At 69.0% G+C, this 22,996-nt stretch carries 21 protein-coding genes; 8 read left to right on the top strand and 13 right to left on the bottom strand.

The genetic code is table 11. From position 1 onward, the window contains the following. Positions 1–124 precede the first annotated feature (124 nt). From QLQ83_RS03230 to QLQ83_RS03220, 3 genes are all read left to right on the top strand, one after another. Positions 125–568, top strand: a complete 444-nt coding sequence (locus QLQ83_RS03230) for a MerR family transcriptional regulator (RefSeq protein ID WP_282734125.1) — start codon at positions 125–127, stop codon at positions 566–568. After that, positions 565–3,345, top strand: a complete 2,781-nt coding sequence (locus tag QLQ83_RS03225) for a heavy metal translocating P-type ATPase (protein ID WP_326521398.1) — start codon at positions 565–567, stop codon at positions 3,343–3,345. The genes QLQ83_RS03230 and QLQ83_RS03225 overlap by 4 nt, the downstream gene beginning before the upstream one ends. Positions 3,346–3,464: 119 nt before the next feature. Further along, positions 3,465–3,884 carry a VOC family protein gene (locus QLQ83_RS03220; RefSeq protein WP_282734124.1) on the top strand — a complete coding sequence of 140 codons (420 nt, stop codon included), beginning with the start codon at positions 3,465–3,467 and terminating at the stop codon, positions 3,882–3,884. Between the two features lie 123 nt (positions 3,885–4,007). Here the strand turns inward: QLQ83_RS03220 and QLQ83_RS03215 are convergent, their stop codons facing one another. The 11 genes from QLQ83_RS03215 to ffh form a co-directional block, all read right to left on the bottom strand. Next, the gene (locus QLQ83_RS03215) at positions 4,008–4,625 is read right to left on the bottom strand and encodes a YitT family protein (RefSeq protein ID WP_282734123.1); all 618 of its coding nucleotides are present in this window, start codon (positions 4,623–4,625) and stop codon (positions 4,008–4,010) included. Positions 4,626–4,635: 10 nt separating this feature from the next. Continuing rightward, positions 4,636–6,438 carry a single-stranded-DNA-specific exonuclease RecJ gene (locus QLQ83_RS03210; RefSeq protein ID WP_282734122.1) on the bottom strand — a complete coding sequence of 601 codons (1,803 nt, stop codon included), beginning with the start codon at positions 6,436–6,438 and terminating at the stop codon, positions 4,636–4,638. Positions 6,439–6,639: 201 nt separating this feature from the next. After that, entirely contained in the window at positions 6,640–8,028 is a 1,389-nt protein-coding gene (gene thrC / locus QLQ83_RS03205) for a threonine synthase (RefSeq protein WP_282734121.1), read from the bottom strand. A gap of 3 nt (positions 8,029–8,031) precedes the next feature. Further along, a complete protein-coding gene (locus QLQ83_RS03200; RefSeq protein ID WP_282734120.1) occupies positions 8,032–9,348 on the bottom strand; it encodes a homoserine dehydrogenase in 1,317 nt (438 codons plus the stop codon). Positions 9,349–9,433: 85 nt separating this feature from the next. Then, positions 9,434–10,174 (bottom strand): DsbC family protein, encoded by a 741-nt coding sequence (locus QLQ83_RS03195; protein ID WP_282734119.1) that lies wholly within the window; start codon positions 10,172–10,174, stop codon positions 9,434–9,436. Between the two features lie 3 nt (positions 10,175–10,177). Next, positions 10,178–11,068, bottom strand: coding sequence for a site-specific tyrosine recombinase XerD (gene xerD / locus QLQ83_RS03190; RefSeq protein WP_282734118.1), 891 nt, complete (start codon positions 11,066–11,068; stop codon positions 10,178–10,180). Positions 11,069–11,197: 129 nt separating this feature from the next. Further along, positions 11,198–11,554 carry a 50S ribosomal protein L19 gene (rplS, locus tag QLQ83_RS03185; protein ID WP_282734117.1) on the bottom strand — a complete coding sequence of 119 codons (357 nt, stop codon included), beginning with the start codon at positions 11,552–11,554 and terminating at the stop codon, positions 11,198–11,200. Between the two features lie 160 nt (positions 11,555–11,714). Next, positions 11,715–12,476: a tRNA (guanosine(37)-N1)-methyltransferase TrmD gene (gene trmD, locus QLQ83_RS03180; protein WP_282734263.1), complete on the bottom strand. Its 762-nt coding sequence runs from the start codon at positions 12,474–12,476 to the stop codon at positions 11,715–11,717. Positions 12,477–12,532: 56 nt separating this feature from the next. Beyond that, on the bottom strand, positions 12,533–13,081 hold the full coding sequence (rimM, locus tag QLQ83_RS03175; protein ID WP_282734116.1) for a ribosome maturation factor RimM: 549 nt from the start codon (positions 13,079–13,081) through the stop codon (positions 12,533–12,535). Positions 13,082–13,121: 40 nt separating this feature from the next. Beyond that, a complete protein-coding gene (gene rpsP, locus QLQ83_RS03170) occupies positions 13,122–13,370 on the bottom strand; it encodes a 30S ribosomal protein S16 (protein ID WP_133637530.1) in 249 nt (82 codons plus the stop codon). A gap of 228 nt (positions 13,371–13,598) precedes the next feature. Further along, entirely contained in the window at positions 13,599–15,011 is a 1,413-nt protein-coding gene (gene ffh / locus QLQ83_RS03165; RefSeq protein ID WP_282734115.1) for a signal recognition particle protein, read from the bottom strand. Between the two features lie 224 nt (positions 15,012–15,235). On the opposite strand from ffh, the gene QLQ83_RS03160 reads away from it, so the two are divergent. Next, entirely contained in the window at positions 15,236–16,036 is an 801-nt protein-coding gene (locus QLQ83_RS03160; protein WP_282734114.1) for a cytochrome C assembly family protein, read from the top strand. A gap of 76 nt (positions 16,037–16,112) precedes the next feature. After that, entirely contained in the window at positions 16,113–17,396 is a 1,284-nt protein-coding gene (locus QLQ83_RS03155; protein WP_282734113.1) for an HlyC/CorC family transporter, read from the top strand. 3 nt (positions 17,397–17,399) lie between these two features. Here the strand turns inward: QLQ83_RS03155 and QLQ83_RS03150 are convergent, their stop codons facing one another. Both QLQ83_RS03150 and QLQ83_RS03145 read right to left on the bottom strand, forming a co-directional pair. Continuing rightward, positions 17,400–18,104: a 1-acyl-sn-glycerol-3-phosphate acyltransferase gene (locus tag QLQ83_RS03150; protein ID WP_282734112.1), complete on the bottom strand. Its 705-nt coding sequence runs from the start codon at positions 18,102–18,104 to the stop codon at positions 17,400–17,402. After that, positions 18,104–18,721 (bottom strand): TetR/AcrR family transcriptional regulator, encoded by a 618-nt coding sequence (locus tag QLQ83_RS03145; protein WP_282734111.1) that lies wholly within the window; start codon positions 18,719–18,721, stop codon positions 18,104–18,106. The genes QLQ83_RS03150 and QLQ83_RS03145 overlap by 1 nt, the downstream gene beginning before the upstream one ends. A 189-nt stretch (positions 18,722–18,910) precedes the next feature. Between QLQ83_RS03145 and QLQ83_RS03140 the strand changes: the two genes are divergently transcribed. From QLQ83_RS03140 to QLQ83_RS03130, 3 genes are all read left to right on the top strand, one after another. Continuing rightward, positions 18,911–19,597 carry an SOS response-associated peptidase gene (locus tag QLQ83_RS03140; protein ID WP_282734110.1) on the top strand — a complete coding sequence of 229 codons (687 nt, stop codon included), beginning with the start codon at positions 18,911–18,913 and terminating at the stop codon, positions 19,595–19,597. Continuing rightward, positions 19,594–22,452 (top strand): insulinase family protein, encoded by a 2,859-nt coding sequence (locus QLQ83_RS03135; RefSeq protein ID WP_282734109.1) that lies wholly within the window; start codon positions 19,594–19,596, stop codon positions 22,450–22,452. The genes QLQ83_RS03140 and QLQ83_RS03135 overlap by 4 nt, the downstream gene beginning before the upstream one ends. Positions 22,453–22,532: 80 nt before the next feature. Continuing rightward, positions 22,533–22,996 (top strand): transposase (locus QLQ83_RS03130; RefSeq protein ID WP_282733626.1); only part of this gene is annotated, 464 nt, incomplete at its 3' end.

Below are 22,996 nucleotides of genomic sequence, written 5' to 3'. Positions count from 1 at the left end.
CTTGAACTTTCATTAACTTAGACAACATACGTGCAGCTCGGCAGGCGCGTCTCCACTGCCCCTTGACCTATGGGTAACACAAGGGTTTTACACTTGCGCCATGACATCGCCGAGAGACACCGCCATGAAGGTCAGCGAACTGGCACGGCTGGCCGGCGTCACCGCCGAAACCGTGCGCCACTACATCCGCGAGGGGCTGCTGCATCCCGAGCGCCACCCCGAGAACGGCTACCAGCTGTTTGGACAGAAGGATCTGGACCGGCTGCGCTTCATCCAGCGGGCCCGCACCCTGGGGTTCGGCGTGGCCGAGATCCGCGATATCCTCGACCACGCCGACCATGGCGACTCGCCCTGTCCCATGGTGCGCGACCTGCTGGCCAGCCGGCTGCCGCAGATCCGTGACCGGATCCGCGAGCTGCAATCCCTGGCTTCGCGCATGGAGCAGGCCCTTGCCGCCTGGGAGGAGATGCCCGACGGCACCCCCGACGGCCACAGCCTCTGCCGCCTGATCGAGAGCTTTCCCGAACCGCTCACTGCCGGCCACGAGACCGGCGAGGAGACCCGATGAACGCCAGACAGCCACTGGAACGCCAGGTGCCCGGCATGAACTGCCAGGGCTGCGTGGCCACCATGCGCCGGGCCATCCAGGCCCGGGACGCCCAGGCCGAGGTCACCGGCATGCCGTCCGAGAAGCGCCTCGAGGTCACCACCACCCTGACCGATGACGCCCTGGACAAGGCGCTGGCCGAGGCCGGCTACCCGGTAGCCGGCCGATGGCACCATGAGCGCCGCGTGCCGGGCATGAGCTGCCAGGGCTGTGTCGGCAGGATGCGCAAGGCGATCCAGGCCGAGGACCCGGAGGCCGAGGTGGTCGGCTTCCCGGACGAGAAGCGCCTGGCGGTGGAGACTGCCCTGGAGGACACCACCCTGGACCGGCTGCTGGAAGAGGCCGGCTACCCACCCGCTCGGCCCACGGACGCTGCTGACGCAGAGGCCCAGTCATCCCCCGAGCCGGGGCCCGAGTGCCCATCCGGTCAGGAGCATGACAAGGCCCCAGAGGCGGAAGAGAGCGGGGCGCGCGCCACCACCCGACGGCTGTCGATCAGCGGCATGACCTGTGCCAGCTGCGTGAAGAGCGTCCAGCAGGCCCTGGAGCGCACGCCCGGCGTGGTCGGCGCGGAGGTCAACTTCGGCACCCATACCGCCCAGGTGCGCGGCAGCGCCGACCCGGATGCCCTGGTCCGTGCCGTGGAGGACGTGGGCTACGGTGCCGAGCCCATCGTCGACATGCGCGAGGCCGAGCAGGCCCGCGCCGAGCGCGACGCGCGGGAGTATCGCCGCCGCCTGAAGGGGAGTGCCTGGTCGCTGGCCCTGGCCGTGCCCCTCATGGCGAGCATGTTCGTCTTCCACCCCCACCCCGTGGGGGCCGGGCGGCTCTACTGGCTGGTGATCGGCCTGCTGACGCTGGCGGTGATGGTGTTCCCGGGCCGCCACTTCTTCGTCAATGCCTGGAAGAACTTCCGGCACCACCAGGCCAACATGGATACCCTGATCGCCATGGGCACCGGCACCGCCTGGCTCTACTCCATGGCGGTGGTGGCCTTCGGGCCCTGGCTGCCCGAGGTGGCCCGCGGCATCTACTTCGAGGCCTCGGCGATGATCATCGGCCTGGTGCTGCTGGGCAATGCCCTGGAGTTACGGGCGCGGGGCCGGACCAGCGATGCCCTCAAGCGACTGCTCGACCTGCAGAGCCGTACCGCGCGGGTGATCCGCGACGGCGAGGAGCGCGAGGTCGACATCGACGAGGTGCGCAAGGGCGACCACATCCGCGTGCGCCCCGGCGAACGCCTGCCGGTGGACGGTGAGGTGACCGAGGGGCAGAGCCATATCGACGAGTCCATGCTCACCGGCGAGCCCCTACCGATGACCAAGGGCGAGGGCGACGAGGTGAGTGCCGGCACGGTCAACGGCAAGGGTTCGCTGGTCTATCGCGCCACCCGCGTCGGTGCCGACACCCGTCTGGGCCAGATCACCGAGCAGGTGGCCAGCGCCCAGAACTCCCGCCCGCCCATCGGCCAGCTGGCCGATCAGGTGTCCAGCGTCTTCGTGCCCTCGGTGATGATCATCGCCGTGATCACCGCGCTGGCCTGGTTCAACTTCGGTGCCGAGCCACGGGTGATCCATATGCTGGTCACCGCCACCACGGTGCTGATCATCGCCTGCCCCTGCGCCCTGGGCCTGGCCACGCCGATCTCCACCATGATCGGCGTGGGCAAGGCGGCCGAGCATGGCGTGCTGGTGAGAAGCGGCGATGCCCTGCAGACCGCCAGCAAGCTCACCACCCTGGTGGTGGACAAGACCGGCACCCTGACCGAGGGCAAGCCGGAGGTGACGGAATCGGAGGTGCTCGAGGGCGACGAGCGGGAGGTGCTGGGCCTGGTGGTGGCCCTGGAGCGCGGCTCCGAGCACCCCCTCGCGGCCGCCCTGCTGGCGCACGCGGAAGAACGGCAGGCCGAGCCCGGCGAGATTCGGGACTTCGACACCGTCACCGGCGGCGGGGTCAAGGCGACCACCGCCGACGGCAGGGCGCTGCTGCTGGGCAATGCCCGCCTGCTGGAGGAAGCCGGGATCGACCTTTCCAGCGGCCGCGACATTGCCGGAAAACTGGAAGAGAAGGCGCGCACCGTGGTCTATCTGGCGGTGGATGGCCGGCTGGCCGCGCTGTTCGGCATCAGCGACCCGCTGCGCCATGACACCATCGCGGCCGTGAAGCGCCTGCAGGCCGACGGCCTCAAGGTGGTGATGCTCACCGGCGACAACGCGCACACCGCCGGCGCCATCGCCCGGGAAGTCGGCATCGACGACTTCCGCGCCGGCCTGCTGCCCGAGGACAAGCACGCCGAGATCGAGCGCCTTCAGGGCGAGGGCGAGGTCGTCGGCATGGTGGGCGACGGCATCAACGACGCCCCGGCCCTGGCCCGGGCCGACGTGGGCTTCGCCATCGGCCAGGGCACCGACGTGGCCATCGAGAGCGCCGGCATCACCCTGGTGCGCGGCTCGCTGCACGGCGTGGCCGCCGCCATCGAGATCAGCCGGGCCACCCTGCGCAACATCAAGCAGAACCTGGTGGGCGCCTTCGGCTATAACACCCTGGGCATTCCCATCGCCGCCGGGGTGCTCTACCCCATCACCGGCACCCTGCTCTCGCCGATGATCGCCGGGGCCGCCATGTCGCTCTCCTCGATCACCGTGGTGAGCAACGCCAACCGGCTGCGCCTGTTCCGCCCTTCCGCCGAGGTCGCGGGCGGCGACAACGGCAGCCACCAACACGAGGAGGCCAAGTGATGAACTGGATCGTCAATCTCGCCGGCCTGGCATCGATCGCCCTGATCGCCTGGTGGTTCTGGGGGAGCCAGCGCTGACCCTTGCTAGACTGAAGGCGCATACCGGGATCGGAGGTGGCCATGCCCAGGCTCAACGGTGTACTGGAGACCGCGCTCTACGTGGAGGACATGGCCCGGGCGCGGAGCTTCTTCGAGGGCGTGATGGGGCTCGACCCCTTCAACGCCGACCATCGCTTCACCGCCTATGACGCCGGGGCCGGCTCGGTGCTGCTGCTCTTCCTGCACGGCGAGACGCTGGAGACCGTGGTGCTGCCGGACGAGATGGGCACCATCCCGCCCCACGACGGCCGCGGCCGGGTGCACCTCGCCTTCGCCATCGCCGCCCGCGAACTCGCGGCCTGGGAGGGCCAGCTCGAGGACCACGGCATCGCCATCGAGGGGCGCACCCACTGGCCACGAGGGGGAGAGAGTCTCTATTTCCGTGACCCCGACGGTCACCTGCTGGAGCTGGCCACGCCGGGCGTCTGGCCCAACTATTGAGACCAGTGCTCGTGATATCGCTCTCCCGGGAGAGTCTGCCTCTATATTAGACCGTGACCCCGACGGTCACCTGCTGGAGCTGGCCACCCCCGGGGTCTGGCCCAACTACTGAGTCACCACGCCTCAGCTGACGCCCATATAGCGCCCCGGCTTGTGGTTCAGCGCGATGATCAGGTTGAGCGCCACGGCGCCCAGCACCGAGAGGCCCACCCGCTCCATCGGCAGCACCAGCAGGGCGACCAGCATGATGAGCGCATCGATGCCCAGCTGGACGTAGCCCGCCCGCCAGCCGTAGCGGTCCTGCAGGAAGAGCGCGAGGATGTTGATGCCGCCGAGACTCGTGCGGTGGCGGAACAGCACCAGCATGCCGATGCCGATCAGGCTGCCGCCCATCAGGGCTGCATAGAGCGGCTGCAGCCACTCGATGCGGATCCAGCCGGCGGTGAGCTCCGAGAACACCGAGACCAGGCCGATGGCCACGAAGGTGCGCAGGGTGAACGACCAGCCCATGCGACGCACGGCCAGCCAGTAGAACGGCAAGTTGATCAGGAAGAACCCGAGGCCGAAGCGCCAGCCGGTGACGTACTGCAGCAGGAAGGCCAGGCCCGCGGTACTGCCGGTGAGCAGCATCGCCTGGGTATAGAAGCTGACGCCGAGGGCGACGAAGAGCGTGCCGACCAGCATCGCCATCACGTCCTCATGGGCGCGATGGGGGTCGGTGGGCAGTTCCTGGGGATCCATCTCTCTTTCCTTATAGTGGCTCGGCGTGCTCGACCATCAGCTGAAGGCTCTCGCGCCCCCGCCAGCGGTTGCGATTGAGCTTGAAGGCACAGCGCAGCCGGTCGCCGACGCCGAAGGGCGGCACCTCCCCAGGGGTCAGGGCACGGAACCAGATCGCCTTCAGGCTCGTGGCCCCGGCGGAGAGCTCCAGCATCAGGTGGCTGCCATCGGCCCCCACCGGTCGCAGCGCCTCGACCAGGAACTCGCCCTGGAACAGCGGGGCATCGAACTCGCGGCCATAGGGCCCCAGCCGCTCGAGCTCGTCCAGGGTGGCAAGGCCGAGCTGATGGGGGGCCAGTTCGCCGTCGGTGAAGATCCGCGGACAGAGCTCGGTATCACCAAGCTGCTCGCTCACCGCGTGCAGAAAGGCCGTACGGAACGCCGCCAGGTGCTCGCGCGGCACCCCCACCCCGGCGGCGCCGCGGTGGCCCCCGAAGCGCGGCAGCGCCTCGGGGGCCAGTTCGAAGGTCCGCTGCAGGGCGTCGCGCAGGTGGAGCCCCTCGATGGAGCGTCCGGAACCGGTGAGCATGCCGGGGGCCGCCGCCGGCGTCAGCACCAGGGCCGGTCGGCCGAAGGCCTGCACCAGCCTTGATGCGACGATGCCCTGCACGCCGGGATGCCCGGACGCCAGGAAGACGACGACGGCAGGCTCGTCGGCCGTCAGGGCCGGCAGCGCCAGGGCCCTGGCCTCTTCGGCCATCTCGGCCTCGATCGCCTTGCGCGACTGGTTGTCCTGATCCAGCGTCTCCAGATGCCGCGCCGCCGTGGCGTCATCCGCCGCGAGCATGAAGTGCAGCGCCGCATAGGGATCGTCGAGCCGCGAACGGGCGTTGATCCGAGGCCCCATCTGGAAGGCCAGGGTCTCGGCATCGAAGGGCACGCTGTCGGCCCCCAGGCGTGCCGCCATGGCACGCCAGCAGGCGGCCTCCATGCGGTTGATCAGCGCCAGGCCGTGGGTCACCACGGCGCGGTTGGCGGCGCTGCCGCCCAGGGAGACGCAGTCGGCCACCGTGCCCAGCGCCACGTAGGAGAGCCAGGGCGAGAGCTTGGGCGTCGCCTCGGGCAGCACGCCCCACTCGATCAGCACGCCGCGAGTCAGCGACATCACCAGCCAGGCCACCATGCAGCCGGCGATGGTCGGGTCGGGATAGGCGCAGTCATCTCGGGTGGGATTGACCACGGCGTAGGCCGAGGCCGGCGGGCCCTCCACCGGCAGGGCGTGGTGGTCGCTGACCACCACCTCGATGCCGGCGTCCCGGAGCCGGGCGATGCGGGGCTCGTCGGAGCTGCCGCAGTCGGCGGTGATCACCAGGCTCGGCCGCGGCGAGAGCGCCAGGGTGCGCTCCACCAGCGGCAGGCTGATGCCGTAACCGTCATGGATGCGGTGGCCGATCAGGCTGTGCAGGCGCGCCTCGGGCACCCCGAAGAGCTCGACCAGGGTGCGCCGGATCACCACGTGGGAGGTGATGCCGTCCACGTCGTAGTCGGTGAGGATGCCGATATGCTCGCCATCCACCACCGCCTGGGCGATGCGCTCCGCCGCACGCCTTGCGTCGGCGAGCTTCTCGGGATGGGCCAGGTGGCGCAGGCTGGGCGAGACCAGCGGCGCCAGTTCACCCTGGTAGCCTTTGATCCGCCCTGCTAGCACCCGGGCCTGAAGCTCGGTCAGGCCCTCTTCGCGGGCACGGGCATAGAGCCCCTCATCACGGGGCCTGGGCTGGATGCGGGGGCGCAAGCGCCCCTGCAGCTCGATGGGATCGGTGACGGCGTCCAAGCCTGACTCCTGCGGGTTATCGCGGACGGTTGAGAACAGGGGGCAGCAGCCCGCTCGGGGCTGATCCGGCGACAGGCCTGCGAGGAGGCGCTGTGAACCCATCCCTGGGCGCTACCGATGCCATCCCTGGCATAGGACCTCCTCTTCGGCCTATCCCCGGCGCCCCTCGCTAGTGATGACGCTGCACTAAAGGCATGCGGTTCAGCGGCGGTTCTCGACGACGAACCGCTGCACGGCAGAAAGCTCCGCCGGCAGCACGCTGTAGCGCTCTTCGCGCTCCAGCAGGTCGTCCATGTGCGGCGGCAGCAGCACCCCCGGGAAGCCGGCCTTGACCACCGCCTCGGCGAACTTGGCCGGGTGGGCCGTGGCCAGGGTGATCACCGGGGTCGCGGCATCGGCACGCGCCTGCTCGGCGGCACGGTAGCCGGTGGCGGTGTGCGGGTCGAGGATCTCCTGGGTGCGGTGATGCGCCTCGCGGATCACCTCCAGGATGGTGGCATCACTCACGCTGTGGCTGGCGAAGGACTCGCGCAGCCTGGCCAGCGGCGCCTCGGCCAGCGCCGAGGGCTCGCTCTGGAAGCGCTCGAGCAGGGCCTTCACCGCCGCCCCGTCGCGCTCGTAGGCCTCGAACAGCAGCCGCTCGAAGTTGGATGACACCACGATGTCCATGGAGGGCGCCAGGGTGGCCACCAGCTCCTGCTTGGAGAAGTCGTTGTCGGCCAGGGTACGGTGCAGGATGTCGTTGGCGTTGGTGGCGATGATGAACTGCTTCACCGGCAGCCCCATGCGCTTGGCCATGTAGCCGGCGAAGACATTGCCGAAGTTGGCCGAGGGCACGCAGAAGCTCACCGCCCGGTGGGGGGCCCCCAGCGCCACGGCCGAGGCGACGTAGTAGACGATCTGGGCCATGATGCGCGCCCAGTTGATGGAGTTCACCGCCACCAGCCGGGTGCCGTCGAGGAAGCCCTGGTCGGCGAAGCTCGCCTTGACCATGGCCTGGGCGTCATCGAAGTTGCCCTCGATGGCGACGTTGAAGACGTTGTCGGCCAGCACCGTGGTCATCTGGCGGCGCTGCACCTCCGAGACCCGCTGGTGGGGGTGCAGGATGAAGATGTCGAGGTTGTCGCAGTGGCGACAGCCCTCGATGGCCGCCGAGCCGGTGTCGCCGGAGGTCGCCCCCATGATGACGGCCCGCTCGCCGCGCTTCTGCAGGAAGTGATCGAGGATGCGGCCGAGCAGCTGCAGGGCCACGTCCTTGAAGGCCAGGGTCGGGCCGTGGAACAGCTCGAGCAGGAAGTGGTTGGCGTCGAGCTGGTTGAGGGGCACCACGGCGTCGTGGCTGAAGGTGGCATAGGCCTCCTCGACGATGCCCCGGAAGGTCGCATCGTCGATCTCGCCGTTGACGTAAGGCTTCATGACCCGGAAGGCGATCTCGGCATAGGAGAGCCCCGCCATGGCCGCCAGGTCGTCATGGGAAAGCATCGGAATCTCCTCCGGCACGTAGAGGCCGCCATCGCTGGCCATTCCGGTGAGCACGACCTCCTCGAAGGAGAGCGCGGGCGCCTGCCCGCGGGTGCTGATATAGCGCATGGCTTACTCCTGCTCGTCCAGCGACTCGACGCGAATCCGCGTCACCGGTCCGGCGATGTCGGCCAGCGACTCGATCAGGCGGATCGCCTCGTTCATCTGCTTCTCGCGGGTGCGATGGGTCAGCAGGATGATCGGCACCAGCTCGCCCTCGGTGGCCTCCTTCTGGATCAGCGCCTCGATCGAGATGCCCTGCTCGGAGAGGATCGTCGCCACCCGCGCCAGCACGCCGGGACGGTCCACCGCCAGCAGCCTGAGGTAGTAGGCGGTGATGATGTCCTCCATGGGCATGATCGGCAGGTCGCACTCCGGTTCGCCGATGCCGCTGAAGGCCAGGTAGGGCACCCGGTAGTGGTGGTCGGTGGCGATGTCGCGCGCCACGTCCAGCAGGTCGGCGACCACCGCGGAGGCGGTGGGCTCGGCGCCGGCACCGGCCCCGTAGTAGAGGGTCGGCCCGACGGCATCGCCCATGATGGCGATGGCGTTCTTGACGCCATGGACGCTCGCCAGCAGGCGCTCCTTGGGAATCAGGGTCGGGTGCACGCGTAGCTCGAGGCCCGCCTCGGTGCGCTTGGAGATGCCCAGGTGCTTGATGATGTAGCCCAGGTTGTCGGCCTGCTCCACGTCGTCGGCGGTGATGCGCGAGATGCCTTCGGTGTAGGCCTTGTCGAACTGCAGCGGCACGCCATAGGCGATGGAGGCGAGGATGGTCAGCTTGTGGGCGGCGTCGATGCCCTCGACGTCGAAGGTCGGGTCGGACTCGGCATAGCCCAGCGCCTGGGCCTCGGCGAGCACGTCCTCGAAGGCACGCCCCTCGTCGCGCATGTGGGTCAGGATGTAGTTGCCGGTGCCGTTGATGATGCCGGCCACCCACTCGATGCGGTTGGCGCCCAGGCCCTCGCGCAGCGACTTGATCACCGGGATGCCGCCGGCCACCGCCGCCTCGAAGGCGACGATCACGCCCTTCTCGTGGGCGGCGCGGAAGATCTCGTTGCCGTGCACGGCGATCAGCGCCTTGTTGGCGGTGACCACGTGCTTGCCGTGCTCGATGGCGGTGAGCACCAGCTCGCGGGCCACGTCGTAGCCCCCGATCAGTTCGACCAGCACGTCGATGTCGGGGTTGGTGGCCACCTCGAAGACGTCGGAGGTGGTCCGGATGCCGGTGGTGTCACAGTCGGGATTGAGGCTGCGGAAGGCGACCTGCTCGATGACGATCGGACGCCCCGCCCGCCGGGCGATGTCGTCGGCATTGCGCGTCAGCACGTTGAAGGTTCCGCCACCGACGGTCCCCAGGCCACAGATTCCCACTCTCACCGGTTTCAATGTCATTCCCCTCGTTCTGGCGTGTGTCTCAGCGTGGATCGGGCCCGTCCGGGCCCGCCGTGCCGACGTTCGTCGACGTCGGTCATCACTCGTTCAGGCCGAGCATGGCGGCCAGGCGCTCCGCCGGCACATAGCCGGGTACCAGGCGACCATCGGGCAGCACGATCGCCGGCGTGCCCTGGACGCCGAGCTCCATGCCCAGATGATACTGTTCCTCGACCGGATTGTCGCAGTCGGCGGCACCCGACAGCGCTTCCTCGCGCTTGGCCGCGGACATGGCCTCGGCCGGATTGTCGGCGCACCACACCTGCTGCAGCTCCCGCCCCCCCGGCGAGCCCAGGCCGCTGCGCGGGAAGGCCAGGTAGTGCACCTCGATACCCATCTCGTTGAGGCGCGGCACCTCCTCATGGAGCTGACGGCAGTAGGGGCAGGTGGTGTCGGTGAAGACCATGAGGGTGGCGCGGCTCTCGTCGGCGCCGCGGAAGACCACCCGCTCGCTCTCCGGCACCGCGGCGAGACGCCCGCTGCGCTCGGCATTGTTCCCCTGCTCGGTGAGGTTGACCAGGCCGCTCTCGCCGTTCTCGTAGAGGTCGCCGACCAGGAAGTGGCTGCCCTCGGCGTTGCTGTAGAAGGTCTCCCCGCTCTCCAGCCGGACCTCGAAGAAGCCCTCCAGCGGCGTCTCGCGCACGCGCTCCACCGGCATGGACTGGCCATTGACCGTGAGGGTCTCGGCCAGTTGTTCGGCCGGGTCGGCCTGGGCGGCGGGCAGCAGGGCCAGGGAGGCGGCGAGCAGTCCGCCGCCGAGGGTAAGGATCGATCGTCTCATGAGTCAGCCTCGAGGATGATGGTCGGCGTGCAGGGCTTCCAGTCGCACCTGCGCCACATGGGTGTAGATCTGCGTGGTCGAGAGGTCGCTGTGACCGAGCAGCAGCTGTACGACACGCAGGTTGGCCCCATGATTCAACAGATGGGTGGCGAAGGCGTGGCGCAGGGTGTGCGGCGACAGCGGACGGTCGATGCCCGCGGTACGCGCATGGGCCTTGATGCGGTGCCAGAAGGCCTGGCGCGTCAGGCAGCGGTCGGCGCGCCCGGGAAACAGCGCCGGCCGGGTGATGTCGACCATCAGCGCGCCGCGGGCGCCGCGCAGGTAGCGGGTCAGCCACGCCACGGCCTCCTCGCCCAGCGGCACCAGGCGGTCCTTGTCGCCCTTGCCCCGCACCCGGACCACGCCCTGGCGCAGGTTCACCGCGTCGGTGGTCAGCCCGACCAGCTCAGAGACCCGCAGCCCGGCCCCGTAGAGGACCTCGAGCATGGCCCTGTCGCGCATGCCCAGGTCGGTGGTGAGGTCCGGGGCCGCGAGCAGGCGCTCCACCTCGGCCTCCTCCAGGGTATCGGGGAGCGAGGGGCGCACCCGGGGCAGGCGAACCTCGGCCAGCGGGTCGTGGTCGACGAGCCCCTCGGCCAGCGCCCAGCGGTAGAACCCCCGCAGGCTGGAGAGCAGACGGGCGTTGCTGCGCAGGCTGTAACCGGCGTCGCGACGCTCGTCGAGCCAGGCCGGCAGCACCCCGCCGGCCGGTGCCAGCAGCCGCTGGTCGACGCCCTCGAGGCGAGCCTGCCAGGCACTCAGGTCATGGCGATAGGCGGCCAGGGTATTGGCGCTCGCGCCCCGCTCCAGCCACAGGCCGTCGAGAAAGGCATCGACCAGCGTGCCCGCATCCATGGTGGTTTCCATACGGCTCCCGGACATGCCCCAGCAGCACGAAACCCCGCCCCGCGGAGCGGTGACGGGGTTTCGCAAGGGGTGCGGGGCCTGGGGCCCCGGCACCACGGGCCGGCAGAGGCGCTCGCCTCAGGCCAGCTTTTCCTTGATGCGGGCAGACCGGCCGCTGCGCTCGCGGAGGTAGTACAGCTTGGCCTGGCGCACGTCACCGCGACGCTTGACCTCGATGGAGTCGACCAGCGGGCTGTAGGTCTGGAAGGTCCGCTCGACACCGACACCGTGGGAGATCTTGCGCACGGTGAAGGCCGAGTTCAGGCCGCGGTTGCGCTTGCCGATGACCACGCCTTCGAAGGCCTGGAGGCGCTCACGGGTGCCTTCCTTGACCTTGACCTGGACGACCACGGTATCGCCGGGGGCGAAGACCGGCACTTCCTTGCTCATCTGCTCGCTCTCGAGCGCCTGGATCACCTTGTTCTTGCTGCTCATGACATTGACTCCTTGATAACCTGATCCGCCGGTCGGCTTGGGTCGCCGGCGAACCGTGATCCCGGCGCCCGAGTCGAGCTCGAGAGCGCGGGAATGCGTTGGTGACACAGGTCCGCCTGCCCGCTCGGGGCGTCGTGGCGTCCTGCACCTCCGCCCTGACCTATCGGCTGGTCAGCGCGTAGTCCTCGATGAACTCCTCGAGCAGCTCGCACTGCTCGGCACTCAACGTCCTGCCTTCCAGCAGGTCGGGGCGCCTGAGCCAGGTCCGCCCCAGGGACTGCTTGAGCCGCCAGCGCCGGATGGCGCCATGGTGGCCGCTGAGCAGGACCTCCGGCACCCGCCGCCCATCGATTTCCTCCGGGCGCGTATAGTGCGGACAATCCAGCAGTCCGTCGTTGAAGGAGTCCTCGACCGCGGAATCCTGATGGCCCAGCACTCCGGGCACCAGCCTTGCCGCGGCATCGATCAGCACCATGGCCGGCAGCTCGCCGCCGCTGAGCACATAGTCGCCGATCGACCACTCCTCATCGATGTCGGCTTCCACCACCCGCTCATCGATGCCTTCGTAGCGTCCGGCCACCACCACCAGGGGTGGGCCCGACGCCAGTTCCTGCACGCCCCGCTGATCCAGGCGGCGCCCCTGGGGCGACAGGTAGATGACCTTCGCCCGTTTCCCGGTGGCCGCCTCGGCCCGCTCGCGAGCGGCGTGGATGGCCGAGCGCAGGGTGTCGACCTTCATCAGCATCCCCGGGCCACCGCCATAGGGGCGATCGTCCACGGTGCGATGCCGGTCGGTGGCATAGTCCCGGGGGTTCCAGAACTCGAGCGCGATGCGCCCCTTCTCCACCGCCCTGCCCGTGACGCCATGGCGAGTGATCGCCTCGAACATCTCGGGAAACAGCGATACTACCCCGATCCACATGTCGGCCGACGTCGAATCGGGTGCCATCAGACCGGTTTCCGTCAAACCTGGTGCCATCAAAAATCCGGATCCCAGTCGACGGTCATCACGCCGGCCTCGAGGTCCACGTCCAGCACCACCTCGCCGGGCAGGTAGGGCAGCAACCGCTCGCGTGCCTCGATGCCCTCGTCGACCTCGCCCTTGACGACCATGACGTCGTTGGCGCCGGTCTCGAAGAGATAGGCGATGTGTCCAAGCGCCAGTCCCTCGCGGGTCACCACCCGGAGACCCTCCAGCTGATACCAGTAGTAGTCATCAGCCTCGAGCGCGGGCAGTTCCGCCTTGGGCAGCAGGATCTCGGCCCCGGCCAGGGCCTCGGCCGCCTCGCGGCTGTCGATTCCCTCGAGCCGGGCCACCAGGCCCTTGCCCTGGCGACGCCCCTGGACGACGCCCACCCGGGTCAGCGTCGTCCCCTGGCGCAGCACCCAGGACGCGTAGTCGAGGATGCCCTCCATGGGGCTGGTGTACGAGTACACCTTAAGCCAGCCCTTGACACCGTAGGGGCTGGTCAGCGTGCCCAGCACCACATGATCGTCGGCGGGCTGCGCTTGCGCATTTTCGCTCATCGACGACCCCTGGACCGTTGCAGCCGGCAAGTCAGGCCCTTCAGGCCTGCTTGCGGGCTTCCTTGACCAGCTCGGCGACGCGGTCGGAGAGCTGGGCACCCTGGCTCTGCCAGTGGCTGATGCGCTCCAGGTCGACGCGCAGGCGCTCTTCCTGGCCACGGGCCACGGGGTTGAAGAAGCCCAGGCGCTCGATGAAGCGGCCGTCACGGGACTTGCGAGAATCGGTCACGGTGAGGTGGTAGAAGGGACGCTTCTTGGCGCCACCACGTGCCAGACGAATGGTAACCATGCGTTGATTATCCTTCGGTTGAAGTTGCGGATGTTTCGGCCGAGGTACCGATACCCTGCTGGCCCTCGACGATCTGCTACGGGAAGCGGGCCGACGGCCCGGCTTCGGGTCATTCGGTCACGACGATGACCGCGTCGATCGCGGTCCTGCCAGTGAAGACGCGACATTCTACGGAAAACCGCCCGACTTGGAAACCTTTTTGCGGGAGCCGGCCCGCGGCGGGCAGGCTCAGCGCCACGGCATGCCGCCGGGACCGCCCATGCCCCCCATGCCACCGGGTCCACCCGGGCCGCCCGGGCCGCCCATCATGCCGGACATGCCGCGCATCATCTTCTGCATGCCGCCCTTCTTGCCCGCCTTCTTCATCATCTTCTGCATCTGCTTGTGCTGCTTGAGCAGGCGGTTCAGGTCCGGCACCTGCAGGCCGGCCCCGGCGGCAATGCGCCGCTTGCGCGAGCCGTTGATGATCTCGGGCTTGCGCCGCTCCTGGGGAGTCATGGAGTTGATCAGCGCCTCGAGCTTGCCCAGCTCCTTCTCGGGCCCGGGGCCCTGGGCCATCTCGGCCATCTGGCCCATCCCCGGCAGCTTGCCCATCAGGCCGCCCATGCCGCCCATCTTCTTGAGCTGCTGGAGCTGGTCGCGGAAGTCCTCGAGATCGAAGCCCTGCCCCTTCTTGACCTTCCTGGCCAGCTGTTCGGCCTTCTGCTTGTCGACGGTGCGCTCGGCCTCCTCGATCAGCGACAGCACGTCGCCCATGCCGAGGATCCGCGAGGCCACGCGGTCCGGATGGAAGGGCTCGAGGGCATCGACCTTCTCGCCCACGCCCATGAACTTGATCGGCTTACCGGTGATGTGGCGCACCGACAGCGCCGCACCGCCGCGGGCATCGCCATCGGCCTTGGTGAGGATCACCCCGGTCAGCGGCAGCGCCTCGTGGAAGGCCTTGGCGGTGTTGGCGGCATCCTGGCCGGTCATGGCATCGACGACGAACAGCGTCTCGGCGGGCACCACGGCCTTATGCAGCGCCTGGATCTCGGCCATCATCGCCTCGTCGATGGCCAGGCGACCGGCGGTGTCGACGATCACCACGTCATGGAACTGGATCCTGGCATGCTTGATCGCCGCCTCGGCGATGTCGACGGGCTTCTGGTCGGAGCGCGACGGGAAGAAGTCGACCTCGACCTCGCGGGCCAGGGTCTCGAGCTGGTCGATGGCCGCCGGCCGATAGACGTCGGCGGAGACCACCAGCACCTTCTTCTTCTCCCGCTCACGCAGGTAGCGCGCGAGCTTGGCTACCGAGGTGGTCTTGCCCGCGCCCTGCAGGCCGGCCATCAGCACCACGGCCGGGGTGCCCTTGAGGGTCAGCCCCTCGTTGGCCTCGCCCATGATCGCCTCGAGCTCCTGCTGGACGATCTTGACGAACTGCTGCCCCGGGGAAAGGCTCTGGGAGACCTCCTGCCCCACCGCGCGCTCGCGCACGCGGTCGATGAACGCCTTGACCACCGGCAGGGCCACGTCGGCCTCGAGCAGCGCCCGGCGCACCTCGCGCAGGGTGTCCTTGACGTTGTCCTCGGTCAGGCGCGCCTGACCCTTGATAGACTTGAGCGTCTGCGACAGACGCTCGCTGAGATTCTGGAACATGGGCCTCTCCACTCACGATGGCCGGAGAGCCTACCCGGCACCGACCGGGGGCTCCCTGCAATGGTCGAAAATTATACGCCCTGTGGCCGCCAGTCTCCATGCATGGCGGGCATTCCCGGCCCCGCGAGGGGCACCGACATGCTGTGCGCGGCCAAGCGGATTCGGTATAGTAGCGGCTCCATTCCCTACCACCAGCGCTGGCGAAGGCGCACGGACAGCGATCGATGCAGCCGCTATCACTTGCCGTCATGGCCTTCATCTTCTATCTCGGTGCCGCCTCCTGGCAGGGGCTGACCCTGGCCCGGCGAGTGCCGCCCCGCGCCATGCTGGTGCGAGTCCTGGGCCTGCTCGGCCTGCTCTGCCACCTGCCCCTGGCCGCTGCGCTGCTGGTCCGCGGCGACTCCCTGCTGCCCGGGCTCTCGACCAGCGCGGTGCTGGCCAGCGGCCTGGCCGTCCTGGTGCTGCTGGTGGTCAGCCTCGTCAAGCCGGTGCTCAACGTCGCCACCGGCCTGCTGCCGCTGGCCGGCCTGACCCTGCTGCTGGCCGTCGGCCTGCCGAGCCCCGAGCGTGGAGCCGGCATGACACCGGGGATCGCCCTGCACGCCCTGAGCTCCGCGCTGGCCTTCGCGCTGCTGGCCATCGCCGCCATCCAGGCGGTGCTGCTCGGCGTCCAGAACCAGGCGCTGCGCCACCACCATATCCGCGGCGTGGTCCAGTCGCTGCCGCCGCTGACCACCATGGAGCGGATCCTCTTCGAGCTGATCTGGGCCGGCATGGTCCTGCTGACCCTGTCGATCGTCAGCGGCTTCCTGTTCCTCGACAACATGTTCGCCCAGCACCTGGCCCACAAGTCGATCCTCTCGCTGGCCGCCTGGGTGATCTTCGCCACCCTGCTGTTCAGCCACCACCGGCTGGGCTGGCGAGGCATGCGGGCGGTCCGCTGGACCCTGGGGGGCTGCCTGGTGCTGCTGATCGCCTACTTCGGCAGCAAGTTCGTGCTGGAGATCCTGCTCGACCGCGGCTGACGCCGGCACGCGCCTTGACACCGGATGACCGACCCCCTACAACTCGAGCCTGATACGCCTTTGAGGACCCTTCGACTTGAGTGACGACTTCCCGCTGGGACTGCTGTTCGGCCTGCTGTTTCTGCTCATCTGTCTTTCCGCCTTCTTCTCCAGTTCCGAGACCGGGATGATGTCGATCAACCGCTATCGCCTGAGCCACCAGGCGAACAGCGGTGAGCGCGCCGCCCAGCGCGTGCTGCGTCTGCTGGCCCGCCCCGACCGGCTGATCGGCGTGATCCTGATCGGCAACAACCTGGTCAACAACCTGGCCGCGGCCATCGCCACGGTAGTCGCCATCCATTTCTTCGGCGAGGTGACCGGCCCGGCCATCGCCCCGCTGATCCTCACCATCGTGATCCTGATCTTCGCCGAGGTGGGCCCCAAGACCTATGCGGCGGTGAAGCCGGAGCGCATCGCCTACCCTGCCTCGCTGGTGCTCGAGCCGCTGCTCAAGCTGCTCTACCCGCTGGTATGGCTGGTCAACGCGATCTCCAATGGCCTGCTGCGCCTGCTGGGGGTCAGGAACATCGACGGGGGCGCCGACAACCTGACCCGCGACGAGCTACGCACCGTGGTGCACGAGGCCGGCACCCTGATCCCGCGCCGCCACCAGGCGATGCTGCTGTCGATCCTCGACCTCGAGAACGTCACCGTCAACGACATCATGGTGCCGCGCCACGAGGTGATGGGCCTCGACCTGGACGACGACCTGGAGGAGATCCTGGCCCGCATCCGCACCAGCCAGCACACCCGGGTACCGGTCTACAAGGGCGACATCAACAACATCATCGGCATGCTCCACCTGCGCAATGCGGCGCGCTTCCTGTCCCGCGGCGAGGTGACCAAGGCGGCCATCGTCCAGGAGGCCCGCGAGCCCTACTTCATCCCCGAGTCCACCCCGCTGCATACCCAGTTGCTCAACTTCCAGAAGCAGAAGCGGCGCATCGGCATCGTGGTGGACGAGTACGGCGATGTGGAGGGGCTGGTGACCCTGGAGGACATCCTCGAGGAGATCGTCGGCGAGTTCACCACCGACGTGGCGGGCCTGGACCAGGAGATCCATCCGCAGGAAGACGGCAGCCACGTGATCGACGGCACCGCCAACATCCGCGACATCAACAAGGCGCTGGGCTGGCTGCTGCCCACGGATGGCCCCAAGACCCTCAATGGCGTGATCCTCGAGCACCTGGAGTCCTTCCCCGACGGGCCGGCCTGCCTGCAGATCGGCAGCGTGCGCATGGAGATCCTCGAGGTCCGCGACAACCTGATCACCGCGGCACGCTGCTGGCAGCCGGTGCGGCGCCCCCCGCGCCGCGGCTGACCCCTACCTCCGCGCGCTGTCGGCCCAGCCCTCGGCCTCGGCCTTGAGTGCCCGCACCCGTGCCTCGACGTTGCGCCGGCTCGCCTCGCCGGCCGGCATGGGCTCACCGAAGAAGAGGGCCACCCGCGCCCGGAACCGGCGAGGCGGCCGGGTCAGCGCCTTACCGCCATGGTGCGAGGTCCAGGAGCCCCAGAGGCCGGCCAGCCCGGCGGGCACCACTGGCACCGCATCCCGGGCCAGGATCAGCTCGAGGCCGCGGCGAAAGGGGTGCATCTCGCCGTCCGGCGTCAGGCGTCCTTCGGGAAACACCATCACCACCTCGCCCTGGCGCAGCGCGCGGCTGACCTCGACCAGCGCATGGCGCACGCTGCCCGGATCGCGACGGTCGGCATCCACGGGAATGGCCCCCACCAGGCGGAACAGCCAGTTGAGCCAGGGCGACTCGTAGATCGGCTTGTCCATCAGGAAGCGCAGCGGCCGGGGGCTTGCCCCGCCCACTACCAGGGCATCCATGAAACTGACGTGGTTGCAGACGACGATGGCCGGGCCACGCGGGGGAATGTGGTGTCGACCGCGGAATCGCAGCCGATAGACGAGATGGACCAGCAGGAAGACCAGCCAGCGCAGGAAGGGGCGGGGCGCACTGGCCAGTCGCCAGCTCCCCGCCACTACCGCCAGGCTCGTGACCCCCCATAGCCAGGGGGTCATCACGTCACGCCGGGCGCGTGCCTGAGGCCGGCCAGGATGGTCGCGAGCAGCTGGTCGAGCAGCTCGCGCACCTCCAGCGGCTCACCCTGCCAGTAGCCGAGGCGCTCGTTGAGCCCCAGCTGGACCAGGCCATGGACGCTGCCCCAGAGGGTGCGGCTCAGCCGCCGTGCCTCAAGGTCGTCCAGCGCCGGCTGGTACTCCTTGAGGGTCGCCTCGACGCGCAGGAAGAGGCCCTCGATCATCTCGTTCTGGCGCTGGTCCAGTTCCCCCTCCTGGGCCAGGGGATAGTCGAACAGCAGTTGCCAGCGATAGGCATCCTGGCGGGCGAACTGCCAGTAGGCGCTGGCCAGCGCCTTGAGCCGCTCCTCGGGGGCGATGTCGGCCAGCAGCGGCTCGATCACCCCGCGCAGGCGCGCCAGGGTCTCGATGTTGACGTGCTGCAGCAGGTTCCCGAAGCTGCCGTAGAGCTTGAGCAGGGTGCTCGGCGCACAGCCGACCTCCCGGGCGAGGGCACGCAGCGACAGCGTGTGGGCCGGATGCTCCTGCAGCCAGGCATCGCATGCGGCCATGACCTGAGCATGGAGTGCCTCGGGGGCATGCTGTCTGGGACGGGCCATCGGTTTCCTCGCAGGAAGAGTCGCGGGCATCGCGGGTCGGGCGACAAGGATACTCTCATCGAACACTGTTTTCGACAGGATATCCCACACGAATGACGATGCAAGCCGGGGACAGGATCACCGCCCGTTCGCCGCTTTTCTCGCCGGGTCGACTTGGTTACCCTGACGCCCCACCACCCCGGAGACCCCATGGCCGGCCGACTGCACATCGCCCCCCTCGAGCTCGAGCGCCTGCTGCCCGACCTGGTCGCCGAGACCACCCTGGTCACCGGCGCCAATCTGGCGCCGCGTCGCCCCCTGTCGATCGTGCGCCTGGAAGGGGGGCGGCCGCGCCTGGTGAATGCCTTCTGGGGGCTCACGCCCCCCTGGCTGAAGGTGCTCGACCATGCGCCCCACTGTGCCCGGGCCGAGGCACTGACGGCCCGCCCCATGTTCCGCGAGGCCTTCGGCGCGCGCCGCTGCCTGGTGCCGGCCAGCGGCATCTACGTGTGGAAGCCGCAGCCACGCTTCAAGCAGCCCTTCCTGGTGACCCGCGTCGACCGGGGCCCGCTGCTGCTGGCGGGACTCTGGTGCCGCTTCCATACCACCCTGAGCGAGTACAATGATTCCATGGCGCTGATCACGGTGCCCACGGGGCCACTGCTCGCCCCGCTCACCGACCGACTGCCAGCGGTGATCGACCCCGCCGAGGCCCAACGCTGGCTCGACCCCCAGACCCCGATGGCGGAAGCGCAGGCGCTTCTTGCGCCCGCTCCCGGGGAACTGTTTGGCGCCTTTCCGGTATCAAGACGTGTGAATGACCCCGCCAACCAGGATCCGGCCTGCGCCCATCCCATCGGGCCCATGCTGCGCCACCCCGTCCCACAGGAGCGATGATGACACAGCCCTTGCCTGCCCCCTTCCGCCAGCCGGTCCGCCTGCTCGCCTGGCTCGCCGTGGCCGCGTCCCTGATGACGGGACTGGCCGCCCGGGCCGAGGCGCCAGAGGCGGAGGCGGCCATCGAAAAGGTCGTCTCGCCGCGGGTCAGCCCCCACGACGACCGCGACTACCGTGCGCTGACCCTCGACAACGGCCTCAGCGTGCTGCTGGTCAGCGACCCGGAGGCCGACCAGGCCGCCGCCTCGCTGAACGTGGGCGTGGGCAGCGCCCAGGACCCGGAGGATCTGGCCGGCCTGGCCCACTTCCTCGAGCACATGCTGTTCCTGGGCACCGACGCCTATCCCGAGTCGGATGCCTACCAGGCCTACCTGTCACGCCACGGGGGCAGCCACAATGCCTTCACCGCCCCCCACGACACCAACTACTTCTTCGACATCGAGCCCGATGCGCTGCCCGGGGCCCTGGACCGGTTCAGCCGCTTCTTCGTCGCCCCGCTGTTCAACGCCGACCGGCTGGAGAGCGAGCGCAACGTGGTGCACTCCGAATACCAGGCCCGACTCCGCGAGGATGGGCGCCGCGCCCAGGACGTGCTCAACGAGCTGCTCAACCCCGACCACCCGACCACCGGCTTCTCGGTGGGCAGCCGCGAGACCCTGGCCGACCGCCCCGAGGGCGAGCCGAGCCTGCGCGAGCGCGTGATCGACTTCTACGAGAACCACTATGGTGCCAACGTGATGCACCTGGCCGTGGTCGCCCCCCAGCCCCTCGATGACCTGGAGGCACTGGTCACCGAGCGCTTCGCCGAGATACCGGACCGCGGCCTCTCCCGCCCGGTCATCGAGGCGCCGCTGGTGGCGGAAGAGACCCTGCCCCGCGCTGCCGAGATGCAGTCGGTGCGCGACAGCCAGCGGGTCAGCTTCCTGTTCCCGGTGCCCGACCCCCAGCAGGCCTACCGCCACAAGCCGGCCGACTACCTGGCCCACCTGCTCGGTCACGAGGGCGAGGGCAGCCTGCTCGCGGTGCTGCGCGAGGCCGGCTGGGCCGATGGCCTCTCCGCGGGCGTGACCCGCGGCGACGGTCGCCATGCGCTGTTCGCCGTGGACATCAGTCTGACGCCGGCCGGCGCCGACCGGCTCGACCGCATCCAGGAAAGCCTGTTCGCCGCCATCGACCAGATCCGCGACGCCGGCCTGGAAGCCTGGCGCTACGAGGAGCAGGCACGCCTGGCCGAGCAGCAGTTCCGCTTCCAGCAGCATGGCTCGCCGCAGAGCGATGCCATGCGGCTGGCCATGAACCTGTCACGCTATCCGCTGGCGGATGTCAACGTCGCGCCCTACCGCATGGACGGCTTCGATCGCGACCAGATCGTGCGCTGGCTCGATGGCCTGCGGCCCGAACGGCTGCTGCGACTCTACAGCGGCCCGGACGTCGAGGGCGAGAAGGTCTCGCCCTGGTTCGATGCGCCATGGCGCGAGGTCGAGGCCGCGACCGACGCCGAACCGCTGGCGGGCCTCGCCCTGCCTGAGCCCAATCCCTACATCGCCGAGGACCTCGAACTGCTCGACGGCCAGGACGAGGTGCCCGAGAAGCGCATCGAGGAGCCGAGCTTCAGCTTCTGGCACAAGGCGGATGCCAGCTTCGACACCCCCAAGGTGGAGTGGCGCATCAGCCTGCAGCACCCCGCCGCCAGCCAAGAGGCCCGCGAGGCGGCGCTCTCCCGCCTGCTCGCCGGCTGGCTCGGCGACAGCCTCAATGAGACCCTCTACCCGGCACGCCTGGCCGGCCATGACTTCGAGGCCTATGCCCACGCCCGGGGCATCACCCTGTCGTTCTCCGGCTGGCGGGACCGCCAGGACCGGCTGATTGCCCGGGTGCTCGCCCAGCTGCAGGAGGGCGAGATCGACGCGGGGAGCTTCGACCGGGTGCTCTACCGCCTGCAGCGCGAATGGCGCAACGCCCCCCAGGATGCCCTCTACCGGCAGGCCCACCGCACCCTGGCCGAGGCCCTGGTGCGTCCCCAGTGGCCCACCGATGTCCTGCTCGAGGCGAGCCGCGAGCTGGGCGTGGAGGACCTGCGCGACTTCCGCGAGCGCTTCCTGGCCGAGCTGCACCTGGAGGCCATGGCGGTGGGCAACCTCGACGCCGCGCTCGCCGAGCGCGAGGCCCGGCTGGTCGCCGAGGCGCTCTCTCCGTCCCTGGCAGCCGACGAGATTCCGGATCTCGTCCCCCTGCGGGCGGACGACCTGCCCGCCCTGACCCCGGCCACCACCCGGGAGGAGTCGCTGGTACTGCGCTACCTGCAGGGACCGGACCGCTCGCTCGACAGCCAGGCGCGACTGGCGGTGCTGGGCCAGCTGCTGGAGACCCCCTTCTACCAGCGCCTGCGCACCGAGGAGCAACTCGGCTACGTGGTCAACGCGGGCTATTCGCCGATGCTGGACGCGCCGGGTATCAGCCTGCTGGTGCAGTCCCCCGACACCGGAAGCGAGGCGATCCAGGCCCGCATCGATGCCTTCCTGGACGATTTCGCCAAGCGGCTCGAGGCACTCGACGATGAGGACCTGGCCCCCTACCGCCAGGCCGTGCACGACGAGCTGATGCAGCGCGACACCAGCCTTGCCGGACGTACCAACCGCCTGTGGCGCACCCTCGCCTATGGTGATAACACCTTCGACCGGCACCGCCGCATCGCCGAGCGGGCCCTGGCCGTGACGGCCGAGGAGCTGCGTGAGGGCTGGCCGGCACTGCGCAAGGCCGCCGTGGCACGAGTCAGCTTCGACCCGGGTGACGAGCCCAGTGACGTGCTTCCCCTGAGCCGCCACCTGGCCCCCCTGCCCAAGCACGACGACTGACCCGACGACACGACAGCGCCCGGCCATCGTGAACTGCACCCCGAAAGTTGGACACCCAATCCAACCTTCGGGGTGTTTCTATGAGGAACCAGTACAGCGACCACTTTAAGTTGCAAGTGGTGCAGCAATACCTGGATGGGGATGTCGGCCTAGAAGTGGTCGCCCACCACTTTGGTCTGGACTATTCCATGGTCAGGCGATGGGTGGAGCAGTACCGGCAGCATGGGCCTTCAGGATTGTGCCAGACACGCCGTCACTACAGCCCAGCGTTCAAGCGCGAGGTGCTGGAAAGGATGTGGCGCGACGGCTTGTCGATCCGGCAGACCGAGGCCCTGTTTGATATCCGTGCCGCTGGCGCTATTGGCAGATGGGAGCGCCAGTACCATAGTGGTGGCCTAATCGCCTTGGAACCGAAACGTACGGGACGCCGCCCGATGCCCCAGAAGCCCCCATCTCCACCGCCCGAGCCTCCCTCCGATGGTGAGCGCTCCCATGAGGAGCTGCTCGAGGAGCTGGCATATCTGCGGGCGGAGAATGCCTATCT

It is taken from the genome of Halomonas rhizosphaerae, from assembly GCF_030010555.1.
Taxonomy (GTDB): domain Bacteria; phylum Pseudomonadota; class Gammaproteobacteria; order Pseudomonadales; family Halomonadaceae; genus Halomonas; species Halomonas rhizosphaerae.
The sequence above is the reverse complement of the archived record's forward strand: the minus strand, read 5'-3'. Positions and strand labels throughout refer to the sequence as shown.